This is a genomic window from Streptomyces sp. P5F9, from assembly GCF_057961495.1.
The window spans coordinates 1-15,622 of record NZ_JBXVPZ010000024.1 but is presented as its reverse complement, the minus strand read 5'-3'; the positions used below and the strand labels follow the sequence as shown (position 1 = coordinate 15,622).

15 protein-coding genes are annotated in these 15,622 nt (G+C 69.0%); 13 read left to right on the top strand and 2 right to left on the bottom strand.

From position 1 onward, the window contains the following. The first annotated feature begins 142 nt into the window (after positions 1–142). The 10 genes from AC31A1_RS07080 (at position 143) to AC31A1_RS07035 (ending at position 11,363) form a co-directional block, all read left to right on the top strand. Positions 143–826, top strand: a complete 684-nt coding sequence (locus AC31A1_RS07080) for an AAA family ATPase (RefSeq protein WP_489652421.1) — start codon at positions 143–145, stop codon at positions 824–826. 64 nt (positions 827–890) lie between these two features. Then, positions 891–1,676 carry an enhanced serine sensitivity protein SseB gene (locus AC31A1_RS07075; RefSeq protein WP_489652390.1) on the top strand — a complete coding sequence of 262 codons (786 nt, stop codon included), beginning with the start codon at positions 891–893 and terminating at the stop codon, positions 1,674–1,676. Between the two features lie 156 nt (positions 1,677–1,832). Then, positions 1,833–2,627, top strand: coding sequence for an enhanced serine sensitivity protein SseB C-terminal domain-containing protein (locus AC31A1_RS07070; protein WP_489652389.1), 795 nt, complete (start codon positions 1,833–1,835; stop codon positions 2,625–2,627). Between the two features lie 343 nt (positions 2,628–2,970). Continuing rightward, on the top strand, positions 2,971–3,969 hold the full coding sequence (locus AC31A1_RS07065) for an ABC transporter permease (RefSeq protein ID WP_489652388.1): 999 nt from the start codon (positions 2,971–2,973) through the stop codon (positions 3,967–3,969). 53 nt (positions 3,970–4,022) lie between these two features. Next, positions 4,023–5,771 carry an ABC transporter substrate-binding protein gene (locus AC31A1_RS07060; protein ID WP_489652387.1) on the top strand — a complete coding sequence of 583 codons (1,749 nt, stop codon included), beginning with the start codon at positions 4,023–4,025 and terminating at the stop codon, positions 5,769–5,771. A 75-nt stretch (positions 5,772–5,846) separates the two neighbouring features. Further along, the gene (locus tag AC31A1_RS07055) at positions 5,847–6,854 is read left to right on the top strand and encodes an ABC transporter permease (RefSeq protein WP_033282771.1); all 1,008 of its coding nucleotides are present in this window, start codon (positions 5,847–5,849) and stop codon (positions 6,852–6,854) included. Further along, a complete protein-coding gene (locus AC31A1_RS07050) occupies positions 6,851–7,948 on the top strand; it encodes an ABC transporter ATP-binding protein (protein WP_489652386.1) in 1,098 nt (365 codons plus the stop codon). Before AC31A1_RS07055 ends, AC31A1_RS07050 begins: the two co-directional genes overlap by 4 nt. After that, positions 7,945–9,171: an ABC transporter ATP-binding protein gene (locus AC31A1_RS07045; protein WP_489652385.1), complete on the top strand. Its 1,227-nt coding sequence runs from the start codon at positions 7,945–7,947 to the stop codon at positions 9,169–9,171. Before AC31A1_RS07050 ends, AC31A1_RS07045 begins: the two co-directional genes overlap by 4 nt. 97 nt (positions 9,172–9,268) lie before the next feature. Then, positions 9,269–10,660 (top strand): M1 family metallopeptidase, encoded by a 1,392-nt coding sequence (locus AC31A1_RS07040; protein ID WP_489652384.1) that lies wholly within the window; start codon positions 9,269–9,271, stop codon positions 10,658–10,660. Positions 10,661–10,706: 46 nt separating this feature from the next. Then, the gene (locus tag AC31A1_RS07035; protein WP_366434180.1) at positions 10,707–11,363 is read left to right on the top strand and encodes a trimeric intracellular cation channel family protein; all 657 of its coding nucleotides are present in this window, start codon (positions 10,707–10,709) and stop codon (positions 11,361–11,363) included. Here AC31A1_RS07035 and AC31A1_RS07030 read toward each other — a convergent pair. Then, positions 11,272–12,510 carry an alpha/beta hydrolase gene (locus AC31A1_RS07030; RefSeq protein ID WP_489652383.1) on the bottom strand — a complete coding sequence of 413 codons (1,239 nt, stop codon included), beginning with the start codon at positions 12,508–12,510 and terminating at the stop codon, positions 11,272–11,274. The two genes, AC31A1_RS07035 and AC31A1_RS07030, sit on opposite strands and share 92 nt — an antisense overlap. Positions 12,511–12,673: 163 nt before the next feature. Between AC31A1_RS07030 and AC31A1_RS07025 the strand changes: the two genes are divergently transcribed. Next, a complete protein-coding gene (locus tag AC31A1_RS07025) occupies positions 12,674–13,546 on the top strand; it encodes a thioesterase family protein (RefSeq protein ID WP_489652382.1) in 873 nt (290 codons plus the stop codon). Here the strand turns inward: AC31A1_RS07025 and AC31A1_RS07020 are convergent. After that, positions 13,539–14,126, bottom strand: coding sequence for a TIGR03086 family metal-binding protein (locus tag AC31A1_RS07020; RefSeq protein WP_489652381.1), 588 nt, complete (start codon positions 14,124–14,126; stop codon positions 13,539–13,541). The two genes, AC31A1_RS07025 and AC31A1_RS07020, sit on opposite strands and share 8 nt — an antisense overlap. A 78-nt stretch (positions 14,127–14,204) precedes the next feature. Between AC31A1_RS07020 and AC31A1_RS07015 the strand changes: the two genes are divergently transcribed. Together AC31A1_RS07015 and AC31A1_RS07010 are read left to right on the top strand one after the other, a co-directional pair. Continuing rightward, positions 14,205–15,182 (top strand): helix-turn-helix transcriptional regulator, encoded by a 978-nt coding sequence (locus AC31A1_RS07015; RefSeq protein ID WP_489652380.1) that lies wholly within the window; start codon positions 14,205–14,207, stop codon positions 15,180–15,182. A 140-nt stretch (positions 15,183–15,322) separates the two neighbouring features. Then, a partial coding sequence (locus tag AC31A1_RS07010) for a hypothetical protein (protein ID WP_489652379.1) occupies positions 15,323–15,622 on the top strand: 300 nt, incomplete at its 3' end.

Sequence of the window (15,622 nt, the reverse complement as noted above, 5' to 3'; positions counted from 1 at the left end):
GGTATGCAGTTAGGCGGCCACATCATCGCACAGGCTTTGTAACAGGCCTGTGGCTGGACGCGAACGGAACCGCGAGACACCGTGCATTACCTTCTCTTTACGTTCAGTGGGGAGAACCTTTCCTGACCCCGCAGGGAGGACGATCACGGTGACAAGGACCACGGCGTACGCCACGACCTCGGCCGTAGCGCTGCCCGAGCAGCCCTCGGCCCCGGCCAGGGAGGCATGCCCGGCCCGCCCGGTACCGACGGTCCGCGATCTCCGCGAGCGCGCCGGCCACAGCCCGCACGGACTCCGCTTCGGCCCCCGCGACCTGGTCGTCGTCACCGGCCTGCCCGGCAGCGGCAAGTCCACGCTGATGCGGCGCGCGGTGGCGGGCGGCGACGGCGTCCGAGTCGACAGTCAGGACACCCGGGACCGCTGGGACGCCCGCACAGCGGGAGTCCTGCCCTACGCGATCTACCGTCCCCTGGTCCGCCTCGCCCACTACGCCGGACTGCACCGCGTGCTCCGTTCCGCGTCCGGAGCCGTCGTGCACGACTGCGGTACGCAGACGTGGGTGCGCGGCTGGCTGGCCCGTGCCGCCGGGCGCCGGGGCGGCACGCTGCACCTGGTGTTCCTCGACGTCACCCCGGACACCGCGCTCGACGGCCAGCGCGAGCGGGGACGCGGAGTCTCGCGGTACGCGTTCCTGCGCCACCGCAGGGCCGCCGCCCGCCTGTTGCGCGCGGTGGAGCGCGGCGAGCTGCCGCACGGAGTGGGTTCGGTGGTCCTCCTGGACCGGGACGCGGCGGACGAGTTGCGCCGGATCGACTTCGCGGACTGAGCCGCTAGCCTTTTCAGCCACAGCAGGGTTACAGCAGGCGGTTTCACCAGCAGGCGGTAGGTAGATGGACTTCCCGGCGGACTTCCCCGGACAGGCGTACCCCCACCCCCATCCGCACGGCGGTTGGCCGGGCAACGAGCTGGAGGAGGTGCTCTCGACGTCCCTCGGCATGCCCTCGGCCGGCGGCCGGATCGTCGAGGTGCTCGGCCGCAGCTTCGTCTGGGTCCCGCTCCCCAGCGGCGGCGGCCCGCAGAGCGGTCCCCTGGACCTGCCGACGCTGGACATCGAGGGGCAGGCGTACGTCCCGGTCTTCAGCTCCGAGGAGCAGTTCCGCCAGGTCGTCGGCTCGCATCTGTCGTTCACGATCGCGCCGGCGGTGGAGTTCGCCCGCGGGCTGCCCCCGCAGGTCGGCATCGCGGTGAACCCGGGCGGCATGGTCGGCGTCCCGCTCCCGCCCCTCGCGGTGGCCGAGCTGTGCCGCATCGGCCGCACCGCCCTCGACGGCCCCACCAGCGGCGGCCGCGTCCGCCTCTTCGAACCCGACTGGCAGGACGACCCGGTCGACTTCCTCGCCGCGGCCTCCGCCGAGTTCGCCACCCTCGGCGTGGTCGCCTCGGCCCGCCGCTGCCTGGCCGCCATCGAAACGGCCGACCCGGTGATGTTCGTAGGCGTCGAACTCACCAACTGGGACGGCGACTTGAGAGCGGCCCCGATGGAAGCGCTTGCCCGAGCGCTGGGCCAGGTAACGGTCCAGTGGCAGGTCAACTTGGTTCTGCTCGACGTGACTCAAGACCCCGTGGCGGACTGGATGCGCCAGACGGTACGCCCCTTCTATACACAGGGTCACTAGAAGTTCCGAGAAGGGCAGCCAACTTAGGGGCGCGGGGAACTGCGCGCTCAGCCACAACGCACCGCCACTCGCGAACGCACACCAGGCCCCCACCCCTTGGGCGCTTAAGCTGGTCTCCAACGCAGGGCAACCAACCAGAAGAAGGGGCGGTACACGTTGAGCGCCAGCGGCAGCCGCACCGCGACCGGCCAGGTCGAGCACATGCTGCGCCAGGTGACGCCCGGGCGCTACGACGCCTACGAGGCGCTCCTGCGCGCCCTCGCGACCCCCCACTCCGGTCAGATCTGGATGCTCCTGTGGCACGGCCAGTCCGGCTCCCCGGACGCCCAGTACGGAAACATGCAGGTCGACACGTACGGCTACGCCCCCTGCGTCACCTCCGCCCAGGAACTGTCGGCGAGCGGCTGGAACCGCTCCTACGAGGTGGTCGACGGCCTGGACGTGGCCCGCACCCTCTACCCCGACCACTTCGGCCTCTGGCTCAACCCGCACGCGCCGGGCGGCGGCGTCGGCATCCCCTGGCTCGACCTCCGCCGGATCGCCACCGGCCTGGAACGCCAGCCGGCCGGGCCCCTGCGCCTGTCGGAACCGGGCATCGAGATCCCGCAGTTCTACGCCCTGCTCACGCAGAACGCCCACCGCACCCCGGCGGTCCGCGCGCTGCGCCGCGCCTGGGTGCAGCCCGCGCTCGGAGCGCCGTATCTCGCGATCGGTCTGGACGTCTACGACACCAGCCCCCCGGCCGTCGACTCGGTGCGCGGCATGATGCAGCAGTCGATCGGCGCGGTCCCCGACGGGCTGCCGGTCTCGACCGTGGCGATGTCCGACGACTACGACCCGGTGGCGCTGTGGCTGCGGGCGAACGCCCGCCCGTTCTACGACCGCGAGGCGCACGCGGCGCCCGCCCCGGCGGGTGGGTACGGCTACCCGCCCGTCCGTGGTGGATACTGAACCCGCGAGTCCTCTTCCCAGCTTCTCCGCAGGATTTACGTCTACGACACATTTCTTCGCGCGTAGACGGCGGCGTGGTGCCCCGAAAGACGTCGAATCTCCGTTCTGTCCAAAGTGCCCGGCGTCCGGGGGGCGTTACCCGCTGTTCGGATAACGGAATCCCTAGTTAAGCATCACGGTTGCGCATACTTTCGCCGTCAGGCCTGGCGGGTGATCGCAGCCACGCTGAAGACTCGCGACTCAGACACAGGGTCCGGGGACCCATGTCCACTGCAAGTCGACAAAGCCGCTAATCCGCGGCAGGCGTAAGCCGGTAACCACCGGCGAGAGGGGTCGGGTCACAGTGACCGCACCGATCGAGACCACGGGGGCGGAAGCCGGGGCGCAGCCGGAGGCTGTGCTCGCCGGCGCCGAGAAGGGGCAGATCGAGGGCCGTTCCCTTGGACAGATCGCCTGGACCCGGTTCAAGAAGGACAGAGTCGCCGTCGCCGGCGGTGTCATCGTCGTCCTGCTGATCCTGGTCGCGGCACTCTCCCGTCCGATCCAGTCGATGTTCGGGCTGGATCCCGACGCCTTCCACCAGAACCTGATCGACGCCAACACCTCGCTGCCCACGGGCGGTTGGGGCGGCATGAGCTGGGACCACCCGCTCGGCGTGGACCCGCAGTTCGGCCGGGACGTCGCCACCCGCATCCTCGAAGGCTCCTGGGTGTCGCTGGTGGTCGCCTTCGGCGCCACGATCCTGTCGAACGTGATCGGCACGATCCTCGGCGTCGTCGCCGGGTACTACGGCGGCCGGGTCGACTCGATCATCAGCCGCCTGATGGACACCTTCCTCGCCTTCCCCCTGCTGCTCTTCGCGATCGCCATCTCGGCGACCCTCCAGGGCGGCGCCTTCGGCCTCAACGGCCTGCCGCTGCACCTGAGCGTGCTGATCTTCGTCATCGGCTTCTTCAACTGGCCCTACCTGGGCCGGATCGTCCGCGGCCAGACCCTCGCCCTGCGCGAGCGGGAGTTCGTGGACGCCTCCCGGGGCATGGGCGCCAAGGCGCCGTACATCCTCTTCCGGGAGCTGCTGCCCAACCTGGTCGGCCCGATCATCGTCTACTCGACGCTGCTCATCCCGACGAACATCCTCTTCGAGGCGTCTCTCAGCTTCCTCGGGGTCGGTATCCAGCCCCCGCAGGCATCCTGGGGCGGCATGTTGCGGGACGCGGTCACCTATTACGAGGTCGACCCCGCGTACATGATCGTTCCCGGCCTCGCCATCTTCGTGACCGTCCTGGCGTTCAACCTGCTGGGCGACGGTCTCCGCGACGCTCTCGACCCCCGCAGCCGCTAGGGCCCGCACCCGAGAGTCCACCAAGTTTCCGACAATGGAGGAAGCAGACCATCATGCGAAGGTCAGCGCTGGCCGCAGTTGCGGCCATCGGCTCCGCGACACTGCTCATGGCAGGTTGCAGCAAGGCCGATGACAGTAAGAGTGACAACGGTACGAAGGCGGCTGGGGCCAACGCAGCGACCAAGGACGTCGTCAACGCCTCTACGCACAAGGGCGGGACGGTCACCTACGAACTGTCCGACGTCCCGGACTCGTTCGACCCGGGCAACACGTACTACGCGTACATGTACAACTTCAGCCGGCTGTACGCCCGTCCGCTGATGACGTTCGAGCCCGGCCCCGGTTCCAAGGGCAACACCCTGGTCCCGGACCTCGCCGCGAGCAAGGGTGTCTCCAGCGACGGCGGCAAGACCTGGACGTACAAGCTGCGTTCGGGCCTGAAGTACCAGGACGGCACGGCGATCACGTCCAAGGACGTCAAGTACGCCGTGGAGCGTTCGAACTTCGCGCGTGACGTGCTCTCCCTCGGCCCGAACTACTTCCAGCAGTTCCTGGTCGGCGGCAAGGACTACAAGGGCCCGTACAAGGACAAGAGCGCCGACGGCCTCAAGTCCATCGCGACCCCGGACGACACCACGATCGTCTTCCACCTGAACACGGCCTTCCAGGAGTTCGACTACCTGGTCGCGGCGCCGCAGACGGCTCCGGTGCCGCAGGCGAAGGACACCGGCGTCGACTACGTCAAGAACATCGTGTCCTCCGGCTCGTACCAGTTCCAGAGCTACCAGGACGGCAAGCAGGCCGTCCTCGTGCGCAACAAGAACTGGAACGCGGCGACGGACCCGCTGCGCAAGCAGTACCCGGACAAGATCGTCGTGAACCTGAAGGTCAACGCCGACACGATCGACAAGGACGTCCTCGCGGGCAACGCGATCGACATGGGCGGTACGGGTGTCCAGGCCGCGACTCAGGCGCAGCTGCTGACCTCCGCCGACAAGAAGGCGGGCACGGACAACACCTTCGGTGGCCGTCTCGTCTACATGGCGATCAACACCAAGGTGAAGCCGTTCGACAACGTGGCCTGCCGCAAGGCCGTCGAGTACGCCATCGACAAGGTCTCCGTGCAGACCGCCGAGGGCGGCCCGATCCGCGGTGAGATCGCCAGCACCGTCCTGCCGCCGGACATCACCGGCTACCAGAAGGCCGACCAGTACGCCACCACCGGCAACAAGGGTGACGTCGCCAAGGCCAAGGCGCAGCTGCAGGCCTGCGGCAAGACGTCGATCTCGACGAACCTCTCGGCCCGCAGCGACCGCCCGCAGGAGATCTCCGCGGCCACCGCGATCATCAACTCGCTGAAGGCCGTCGGCATCAACGCCAGCCTGAAGCAGTACCCGTCGGGCAAGTACTTCACCGACTACGCGGGTGTCCCGAAGTTCACCGAGCAGCAGAACATCGGCCTGATCATGATGCAGTGGGGTGCCGACTGGCCCTCCGGCTACGGCTTCGAGCAGCAGATCCTGAACGGTGAGGCGATCGGCGCGTCGGGTAACACCAACCTGTCGCAGTACGACAACAAGTCGGTCAACGCCCTCCTCGCCAAGGCCATCGGCACCGAGGACGTGGCCACCCGCAACAGCATGTACGCCCAGATCGACAAGCAGACCATGAGCGACGCGGCCCTCGTTCCGCTGACCTACTTCAAGGTCCTGCTCGCTCGTCCGGCGAACTACAGCAACCTGGTGTCGACGGCGGCCTTCAGCGGCCAGTACGACTACCTCAACATCGGCACCACGAAGTAGTCGTAGCCCCGGAAGGCAGGTGAAGGCATTGGTGCCCGCGGGCTTTGCGGCCCGCGGGCACCAGCGCCGATCCCCGTGATCTCGTACATTCTCCGTCGGACGGTCGCAGCGGTGATCCTGCTGCTGGTCGTCTCCGCGGTCACCTTCGGCATCTTCTTCCTGCTGCCACGGCTCGCCGGCCAGACCGCGGACCAGCTGGCCCAGCAGTACATCGGGAAGAGCCCGTCGGCGGCGGACATCGCCGCGGTCAAGCACAACCTCGGTCTGGACCAGCCTCTTTACCTGCAGTACTGGCACTTCATCAAGGGGATCGTGGCGGGCGCCACCTACAACCTCGGCCCCACCACGGTGCACTGCGACGCGCCCTGCTTCGGCTACTCCTTCAAGGACCACGTCGAGGTCTGGCCGCAGCTCACCTCCCGCCTTCCGGTCACCATCTCGCTGGCCTCCGGCGCCGCCGTGCTCTGGCTGCTGTCCGGTGTCACGGTCGGTGTGATCTCCGCGCTCAAGCCGCGGTCGTTCTTCGACCGCGCCTTCATGGGCGTGGCGCTCGCGGGTGTCTCACTGCCCATGTTCTTCACGGGCAACCTCGCCATCCTGCTCTTCACGTACCAGTGGCCGATCTTCGGCCGCACCTACGTCCCGTTCACCGAGAACCCCGCGCAGTGGGCCAACACGCTGTTCCCGGCCTGGTGTTCGCTCGCGCTCCTGTACTCCGCCATCTACGCGCGGCTCACCCGCTCGGGCATGCTGGAGACGATGAACGAGGACTTCATCCGCACGGCCCGCGCCAAGGGCCTGCGGGAACGCAACGTCGTCGTCAAGCACGGTCTGCGGGCCGCCCTGACGCCGATCATCACCGTCTTCGGCATGGACCTCGGTCTGCTGCTCGGCGGTGCGCTGATCACCGAGTCGGTGTTCTCCCTGCACGGCATCGGCCAGTACGCGGTGCAGTCGATCGAGAGCAACGACCTGCCCCCGATCCTCGGCGTGACCCTGCTCGCAGCGTTCTTCGTAGTGATCGCAAATCTCCTGGTGGACCTGTTGTACGCCGCCGCCGACCCGCGGGTGAGGCTCTCGTGACCGACCTTTCCAAGACCGGCGCCGCGGTCGGCGAGCCCGTCAACTCGCCCTCGGACGCCCCGAGTTCGTTCCTCGAAGTCCGCGACCTCAAGGTGCACTTCCCGACCGACGACGGCGTGGTCAAGTCCGTCGACGGGCTCAGCTTCTCGCTGGAGAAGGGCAAGACCCTCTCCATCGTGGGCGAGTCCGGTTCCGGCAAGTCCGTCACCTCGCTGGCGATCATGGGCCTGCACCGGCTCGGCCCGCGCGGCAAGAACGTGCGGATGACCGGCGAGATCTGGCTCGACGGCCAGGAACTCGTGGGCGCCCAGCCGGACGAGGTGCGCAAGCTCCGCGGCCAGCAGATGTCCATGATCTTCCAGGACCCGCTGTCCGCGATGCACCCGTACTACAAGATCGGCGACCAGATCGTCGAGGCGTACCGGGTCCACCACGACGTCAGCAAGAAGACCGCCCGCACGCGCGCCATCGAGATGCTCGACCGGGTCGGCATCCCCGAGCCGGCCAAGCGCGTCGACGGCTACCCGCACGAGTTCTCCGGCGGTATGCGCCAGCGCGCGATGATCGCGATGGCCCTGGTCAACAACCCCGAACTGCTCATCGCGGACGAGCCGACGACCGCCCTGGACGTGACCGTCCAGGCGCAGATCCTCGACCTCATCCGGGACCTGCAGAAGGAGTTCGGCTCCGCGGTCGTCCTGATCACCCACGACCTCGGTGTCGTCGCCGAGATCGCCGACGACGTCCTGGTCATGTACGGCGGCCGGTGCGTGGAGCGCGGTCCCGTCGACGAGATCTTCGAGAAGCCGCAACACCCGTACACCTGGGGCCTGTTGGGCTCGATGCCGCGCATCGACCGGGAGACCTCGGAGCGGCTCATCCCGGTCAAGGGCCAGCCGCCGAGCCTCATCAACGTCCCCTCGGGCTGCGCCTTCCACCCGCGCTGCCCGTACGCGGACATCCCCAAGGGCGACGTCACGCGAACCGTGCGCCCCGAGCTGGAGCTGGTCGCCGGCGGGCACTGGTCCGCCTGTCACCTCCCGGCTGCGGACCGTACGCGGATCTGGACCGAAGAGATTGCGCCGAAGCTGTGAGCGATACGAACAAACAGGCCGCCACCGCGGTCGTACCGGAGCAGGCGGCCTCCTCGGGGGACCGTGAGGTGCTGCTCAAGGTCGAGGGCCTGAAGAAGCACTTCCCCATCAAGAAGGGGATCCTGCAGCGTCAGGTCGCCGCGGTGAAGGCCGTCGACGGCATCGACTTCGAGGTGCGCAAGGGCGAGACCCTGGGCGTCGTCGGGGAGTCGGGCTGCGGCAAGTCGACCATGGGCCGGGTCATCACCCGGCTCCAGGACCCGACGGGCGGCTCGATCCACTTCGAGGGCCAGGACATCACGACCCTGAACGCGGCCGGGATGCGTCCGCTGCGGCGGGACATCCAGATGATCTTCCAGGACCCGTACGGCTCCCTGAACCCCCGGCACACCATCGGCTCGATCGTCTCGGCGCCGTTCCGGCTCCAGGGCGTGGAGCCCGAGGGCGGGGTGCGCAAGGAGGTCCAGCGCCTTCTGGAGCTGGTCGGTCTGAGCCCCGAGCACTTCAACCGCTACCCGCACGAGTTCTCCGGCGGTCAGCGCCAGCGCATCGGCATCGCCCGCGCGCTCGCCCTCAAGCCCAAGCTCGTGGTGGCGGACGAGCCGGTCTCGGCGCTCGACGTGTCGATCCAGGCGCAGGTCGTCAACCTCATGGACGACCTCCAGACGGAGCTCGGCCTGACGTACGTGATCATCGCGCACGACCTCTCCGTCGTACGCCATGTCTCGGACCGGGTCGCGGTGATGTACCTCGGCAAGATCGTCGAACTCGCCGACAGCACCAAGCTGTACGAGTCGCCGATGCACCCGTACACCAAGGCCCTGATGTCGGCCGTGCCGGTGCCGGACCCCAAGCGCCGGGGCGCCAAGAGCGAGCGCATCCTGCTCAAGGGCGACGTCCCCTCGCCGATCTCCCCGCCCAGCGGCTGCCGTTTCCACACGCGCTGCTGGAAGGCCACGGAGATCTGCCGCACGAAGGAACCCCAGCTGATCGAGCTCCGGCCCGGCCAGCAGGTCGCCTGCCACCACCCGGAGAACTTCGCGGACCAGGCCCCGCAGGACACCGTCCTGCTGAGCGCCGCGAAGGAAGCGGTGGAACTGGTGGGCGCCGCGGTCCTGGAGAAGCCGGCGGAGACTCCCGAGGCGGAGGCCCCGGAGGCGGAGACTCCCGAGACGGAGACCCCCGAAGCGGAATCCGGCGATCAGGAGTCAACTGCCAAGTAGGGCATGACAAGTTGGTAAAGTCATGACCATGACGAAACGGGAGAGTGCAGAGTCGAGCGTGTCCGACTGATCGGAAACGCACCCGAAGGGACGACTCATGGCACTCTCCCGTTCGGCACGTTTAGGGGCCCTCGCTACCGCGGCGGCCTCTTTTCTTGTCATAGCCGCCTCCTCCGCCCCCACCCCCGGCGCCGACGGCATCGGTGACAGCTACTTCCCGCAACTCGGCAACGGCGGCTTCGACGCCCGGCACTACGCCCTCGACGTCGCCTACAACCCCGACACCGACCGCCTCGACGGCCGTACGACCCTCACCGCCCGCGCCACCCAGAACCTCTCCTCCTTCGACCTCGACCTCCAGAAGCTGGAGGTCACCAAGGTCGAAGTGAACGGCAGACGGGCCCGGTTCACCCGCACCGGCGACGAACTGCGCATCACCCCGAAGGACTCGCTCCGCAAGGGCAGGGACTTCACGGTCACCGTCACCTACGGCGGGGTGCCCGAACCCCTCAACGGCCCCATCGTGTTCGGCTCCGACTACGGCTGGATGAAGACCACCGACGGGGTCTTCGTCGCCTGCGAACCCAACGCCGCCTCCACCTGGTTCCCGTCCAGCGACCACCCCTCCGACAAGGCCACCTACGACATCCGCATCAAGGCCCCCAAGGGCCTCACCGGAGTCTCCAACGGCCGGCTCGTCTCGACGTACGACAAGGGCGACTCGACGTACACCCACTGGCGCGAGAGCAAGCCCATGGCCACCTATCTCGCGACCGCCACCATCGGGAAGTTCGACGTGAAGACGGGTACGACCCCCGGCGGCACCCCGATCTACGTCGCCATCGACCCGGTCCTCGCCAACAGCAACAGCGTCGACGTGTACGCCGTGACAGCCGCCGCGACCGACTACTGGTCGCAGGTCTTCGGGCCGTACCCCTTCGAGGAGACCGGCGCGATCGTCGACGACATGCCGGAGGCCGGGTTCTCGCTGGAGGTGCAGAGCAAGCCCGCCTACTCGGCCGTGCGCAACGAGACGACGATCGTGCACGAGCTGGCCCACCAGTGGTTCGGCGACTCCGTGTCGGTCGCGCACTGGAAGGACATCTGGCTCAACGAGGGCTTCGCGACCTACGCCCAGTGGCTGTGGGCCGAACACCAGGGCACCCGCACCGCGCACGACTCGTTCCTGGCCGGCTACAACTCCCGCCCCGCCGACAACGCCTTCTGGCAGACCGTCGTAGCCGATCCGCAGCGGGACACCATGTTCGCCTCGGCCGTCTACCAGCGCGGCGCGATGACCCTCCAGATGCTCCGCGAACGCATCGGCGACACCGCGTTCTTCAAGCTGCTGCCCACCTGGACGAAGCTTCACCGCTACGGCAACGCGAGCACCGCCGAGTTCATCAAGCTCGCCGAGAAGATCAGCGGGCAACAGCTCGACGACCTGTTCCAGACCTGGCTGTTCACGCCAGGGAAACCGACCCTGTAACCCTTGCTTTGAAAGGGAGGCACCCTTCTACAGGTAAGAATGTGGGGTGCTCCAGCAACTGTTCAGCCCCTCCGTCCAGCACACGCTCGACCTCGTCGGCATCTTCGTGTTCGCCATCTCCGGCGCGCTGCTGGCCGTCCGCAAGAACTTCGACGTGTTCGGCATCGCCGTGCTCGCCGAGGTCACCGCGCTGGGCGGAGGGGTCTTCCGGGACCTCATCATCGGGGCCGTACCCCCGGCCGCCTTCACGGACCTGGGCTACTTCAGCACCCCGCTCTTCGCCGCGCTCCTCGTCTTCTTCCTCCATCCGCACGTGGAGCGCATCCAGGCCGGAGTCAACGTCTTCGACGCGGCCGGCCTCGGCCTGTTCTGTGTCACCGGCACGGTGAAGGCGTACGACTACGGGCTCGGCCTGACCGCCTCGGTGGCCCTCGGCCTCGGGTCCGCCGTCGGCGGCGGTGTGCTGCGGGACGTCCTGGCCAACGAGACTCCGTCCCTGCTCCGCTGGGACCGCGACCTGTACGCGGTCCCGGCGATCGTCGGTGCCACCATGGTCGCCGTCTGCATCCGCTACGACGCGCTCGGCCCGTTCACCAGCGGGCTCGCGGTCGTCACCGCCTTCGTGCTGCGCCTGCTCGCGATGCGGTTCCACTGGCGAGCTCCGCGTGCGTGGAACCGGAGGTCGACCGTCCGTGAGGAGTAGTCGTCCCGGCCTTCGCGTGCGGACGGTTCTTGCCCATCTCCAGGGTCAGCCAGCGGAACACCGCCTTCACCTGCGGCCGCCACAGCGCCATCGTGTGACCGCCGTCGCTGCGCGGCAGGAACACCACGTGCACGGTCGTCGGCGCCTCGGCGACGGAGGCCAGCCCGGTGCCCGCCTCGTAGCCGTCGCCGGACTCGCCGGAGATGTACAGGGCGATCGGCGGCGGCGTCTTCTTCGCCTTGAGCAGCAGGTACGGGTTGTTCGCGGCGCGCAGGGCCGGGCTCGCGGCGGCGAGTGAATTGCGTTCGGCGATCGGGTCGTTGTAGCCGGACATGCCCACGGCCGCGCGGTACCGGTCCGGGTGGGCGACGGCGAGCTTGACCGCGCAGTGCGCGCCGGCCGAGTAGCCGGCCACCGCCCAGCCCGAAGGAGCCGCCTCGGCGCGGAAGTTGTCCATGACCATCTTCGGTACGTCGACGCTCAGCCAGGTGTCGGCGTTGACCGTGCCGGTGATGTTGGCGCAGCCGGTGTCGACGCCGGCCAGCAGGTTGGTGCGCGGCGCGACCAGGATGAAGGGCGCGACCCGCCCGCTCTTCATCAGCGGCAGCAGCTGCTCGTTCGCGTGCAGCGACCCGAACCAGGCCTTCGCCGAACCCGGATAGCCCGGCAGCAGTTCGACGACCGGGAACTTGTGGTGCCGGTAGGCGGGCTCCTTGTACTGCGGCGGCAGCCACACGTACACCTCGGCGTTGACACCGGAGACCCGGCCCTTGAGCTGGGTGACCTCGACCCCGCCGGCCGCGCGCATGCCGGGGCCCTCGGCGGGGGAGAAGGCCTGCTTCACCTTGGGCAACCGTTTCAGCGAGATGTCTCCGGTGCCGTTCTTGCCCAGGTCGGCGGCCTGCTGGACGTGGTTGCCGGTGCCGAGGAGGTCGGCCCAGTTGTCGTAGAGGTTGTTCTCGTTGTTGACCATGACGAAGACCAGGGTGACGGCCGTCGCCTGGGCGAACAGCAGCATCAGGGCCCGTGCCGCCACGCGTACGGCCTTGGGGCCGCGCATCCGCGACCACAGCACGAGCGGCAGTATGAGGGCGACGATCGTCAGCACGACTGCGGTGTAGAGGAACGGAGTCCCGGTGAGGCTCATGTCCCCAAAGAGGGGGATCACGGGCCGCGCGTCACGGACGAGTTCGGACACTTACCAAGAAATTGCCGGTTCCTCACCCGCCCGGCCGATGGTCTGCCGGTGTTTTCATCTGCCCGCAACAACAAAGCTACCGCTTAGTAATGTCATGTTGTACGGTTCATCCATGCGAGAAGCAGCACCCGCCCCGGCGCCCACACGGGCCAGACGGGCCACGATCGGCGACAGCGAGTTCGACCGCGACACGGCGGTCACCCGCCGCGCGCCGGGCGTCTACGACATCGACCTCTCGGCCGGCTGGACGATCATCAGCGCGGTCAACGGCGGCTACCTCCTCGCCGTCCTGGGCCGAGCCCTGGCGGACGCGCTGCCCCACAACGACCCGTTCACGATCTCGGCCCACTACCTGACGGCATCCCAGCCCGGCCCGGCGGTCATCCGCACGGACACCGTCCGCACCGGCCGCACCCTCTCCACCGGCCAGGCCTCCCTCTTCCAGTACGACGACGAGGGCGCGGAGGTCGAGCGCATCCGGGTCCTGGCCTCCTACGGCGACCTGGACGCGCTCCCCGACGACGTCCGTACGACGGCACGCCCGCCGGTGTTCCCGCCCATGGACCAGTGCTTCGGCCCGGAGGACGGGCCGGCCCCCGTCTCCGGCAGCTCGGCGATCGCCGACCGCCTGATGCTCAAGCTCGACCCGTCCACCCTCGGCTGGGCCCTGGGCGCCCCCTCCGGCAAGGGCGAGATGCGCTCCTGGTTCGGCCTCGCGGACGGCCGGGACGCGGACCCCTTGTCCCTCCTCCTCGCGGTGGACGCCCTCCCCCCGACCGCCTTCGAGATCGGCCTGAAGGGCTGGGTCCCCACGGTGGAACTCACGGTCCACGTCCGCGCCCGGCCCGCACCGGGACCGTTGAGGGTGTCGATCACCACCCGCAACCTGGCCGGCGGTTTCCTGGAGGAGGACGCGGAGGTCTGGGACAGCGAGGACCGACTGGTCGCCCAGTCACGGCAGTTGGCGCGGGCCCGGCTCAGCTGACCGGCTTCCGCCCCAGCCATGCCGCCAACTGCCCGTACGCGTCGGCCCCTTCGGCCACCGGCACGGCTGTGTCGAAGGGCGTGTCGGCGTCCCGCTGCTCGTCCGGGAGGACCCGGCGGGCGATCGCGAGGGCGAACTCCGCCAGTTCCGGGTCGAGTTGGAGAGGGTGGCCCAGGGACTCGGAGAGGTCCCAGGTGTGGGTGACGCCCTCCATGAGGTAGCCCGAGAGGGCGATACGGCCCGGTGCCTCGCCCCACGGGACCTGGACCAGCGCGTCCAGCCGCGTGTCGTCCGCCCAGGCCTCGCGGACCCGGACGCGGGCCTCCTCGTACGCGGCCGGCCAGCCCTCGTCGGTCACACCGTCCACGAAGGGGTGTACGGCCATGCCGTCGCCGCCCTCGCCGATCGTCGCGATGCGGTGGGTGCCGCCGGTGAGGTGGCTGAGGAGGGTGCGTACGTCGAACTCCGTGCAGGGGGTGGGGGAGGAGAGCTGGTCCGGGCGTACCGTCCTGATCAGGGCGGCGGCCTGCTCGGTGGCTCGGGCGTACAGGGGGCGGGGGTCGTTCGCGTTGGGGTTCATGGCAGTGATGGTGAATCCATAACCTGACAGTTTCCGTCAGCATTTGCCGGAGGGTTTCCGGCCGTGGATCCTGGGGGTGTGAAGGCCGACCGACTGCTCTCGATCCTGTTGCTTCTGCAGACCCGGGGGCGCGTCCCCGCGCACGAACTCGCCGACCGGCTTGAGGTGTCGGTGCGGACCATCTACCGGGACGTCGAGGCGTTGTCCGCCTCCGGGGTGCCGGTGTACGCCGAGCGCGGGCGGCACGGCGGGATCGAGTTGCTCGCCGGGTTCCGCACGGACGTCACGGGACTGACCGCCGACGAATCGCGCGCCCTGTTCATCCTGGCCGCGCAGGGCGCCCACGCCGCACTCGGTCTCGACGCCGCGCTGGGTTCCGCGCTGCGCAAGGTGATGGCCGCGCTGCCGGCGCCGTACCGGCCGGCCGCAGAGCTGACCTCGCGGCGCATCCTCGTCGACGCCACGCGGTGGAAGGGCGGGCCCCAACCCGCCGTGGATCTGGACGTGTTGCAGGACGCGGTCTTCGCCGACCGGCGGTTGCGGCTGCGCTATCGACACAGCGGCGCGAAGGAGCCGAGCACCTACACCGTCGACCCGTACGGCCTCGTCTCCAAGGCCGGTGTCTGGTATCTCGTCGCCGACCGCCGTGCGCGCCCCCGCCTCTTCCGCGCCGACCGCGTGCACTCGGCCACCCTCCTCCCCGACCCCGTGAAGCGCCGCCCGGGTGTCGAACTCGCCGATGCCTGGGAGGAGTTGCGCCGCCAGGTCGAGGAACGCCCCGGCGGACTCGACGTCACCGTCCGCGTCCGCCGCTCCCGCCTCGACATGTTCCTGCGCCTCAACGCCTCCTCGCTCGCCGAACTCCCCGAGGACGAGGGAGAGAACGAGTGGGTGACGGCCCGGCTGTCGTACGGCGTCGTCCGCGAGGCCCGTCAACTGCTCCAGTTCGCCGACGCGTTGGAGGTCGTATCGCCGCCGGAGGTGCGCGCGGAGGTGGCCGCGGCGGCCGCCTCTGTCACGGAGCTGTACCAGCGAGTAGGCGCGGCCCGACCGTGAAGTCGCAGGTCAGGGTGGCCTCTTGGGTTGCCCTTTACCCCACGCACAGGGTGAGGACAGGGCTCGGACAACGAAGCCCTAAGCGGCGTTGGTTGAGTTCCCGTCACAAGACATCCTCATCGTTTTTGGAGTTGTTTCTCATGAAGCGTGCGCGTCTCATCCCCGCAGTGGCCCTGCTGGCGCTCTCGCCCCTGGCCCTGGCGGCCTGCGGGTCGAGCGACTCGTCGTCGTCCTCCGGGAGCGGCAACTCCGGTTCCACCCAGTCCTGTTCCGCCTCCGGCAGGCCCACCGGCAACGCCACGGCACGGCCCAGCGGCGCCCCCTCCGGCGCGCCCACGGGCGCCGCGGCCTCGGGCAAGCCGACGGGCATGCCGACCGGCAACGCCTCCGGCATGCCGACCGGTGGCCCCGGCGGGGGCGGCGGACGGGGCGGCCAGGGC

Excerpts from the sequence above, each read along its gene's own strand:
- AC31A1_RS07060 (WP_489652387.1), top strand. The coding sequence starts at position 4,023 with ATGCGAAGGTCAGCGCTGGCCGCAGTTGCGGCCATCGGCTCCGCGACA.
- AC31A1_RS07040 (WP_489652384.1), top strand. The coding sequence starts at position 9,269 with ATGGCACTCTCCCGTTCGGCACGTTTAGGGGCCCTCGCTACCGCGGCG.
- AC31A1_RS07020 (WP_489652381.1), bottom strand. The coding sequence starts at position 14,126 with ATGAACCCCAACGCGAACGACCCCCGCCCCCTGTACGCCCGAGCCACC.
- AC31A1_RS07075 (WP_489652390.1), top strand. The coding sequence starts at position 891 with ATGGACTTCCCGGCGGACTTCCCCGGACAGGCGTACCCCCACCCCCAT.
- AC31A1_RS07025 (WP_489652382.1), top strand. The coding sequence starts at position 12,674 with ATGCGAGAAGCAGCACCCGCCCCGGCGCCCACACGGGCCAGACGGGCC.
- AC31A1_RS07030 (WP_489652383.1), bottom strand. The coding sequence starts at position 12,510 with ATGAGCCTCACCGGGACTCCGTTCCTCTACACCGCAGTCGTGCTGACG.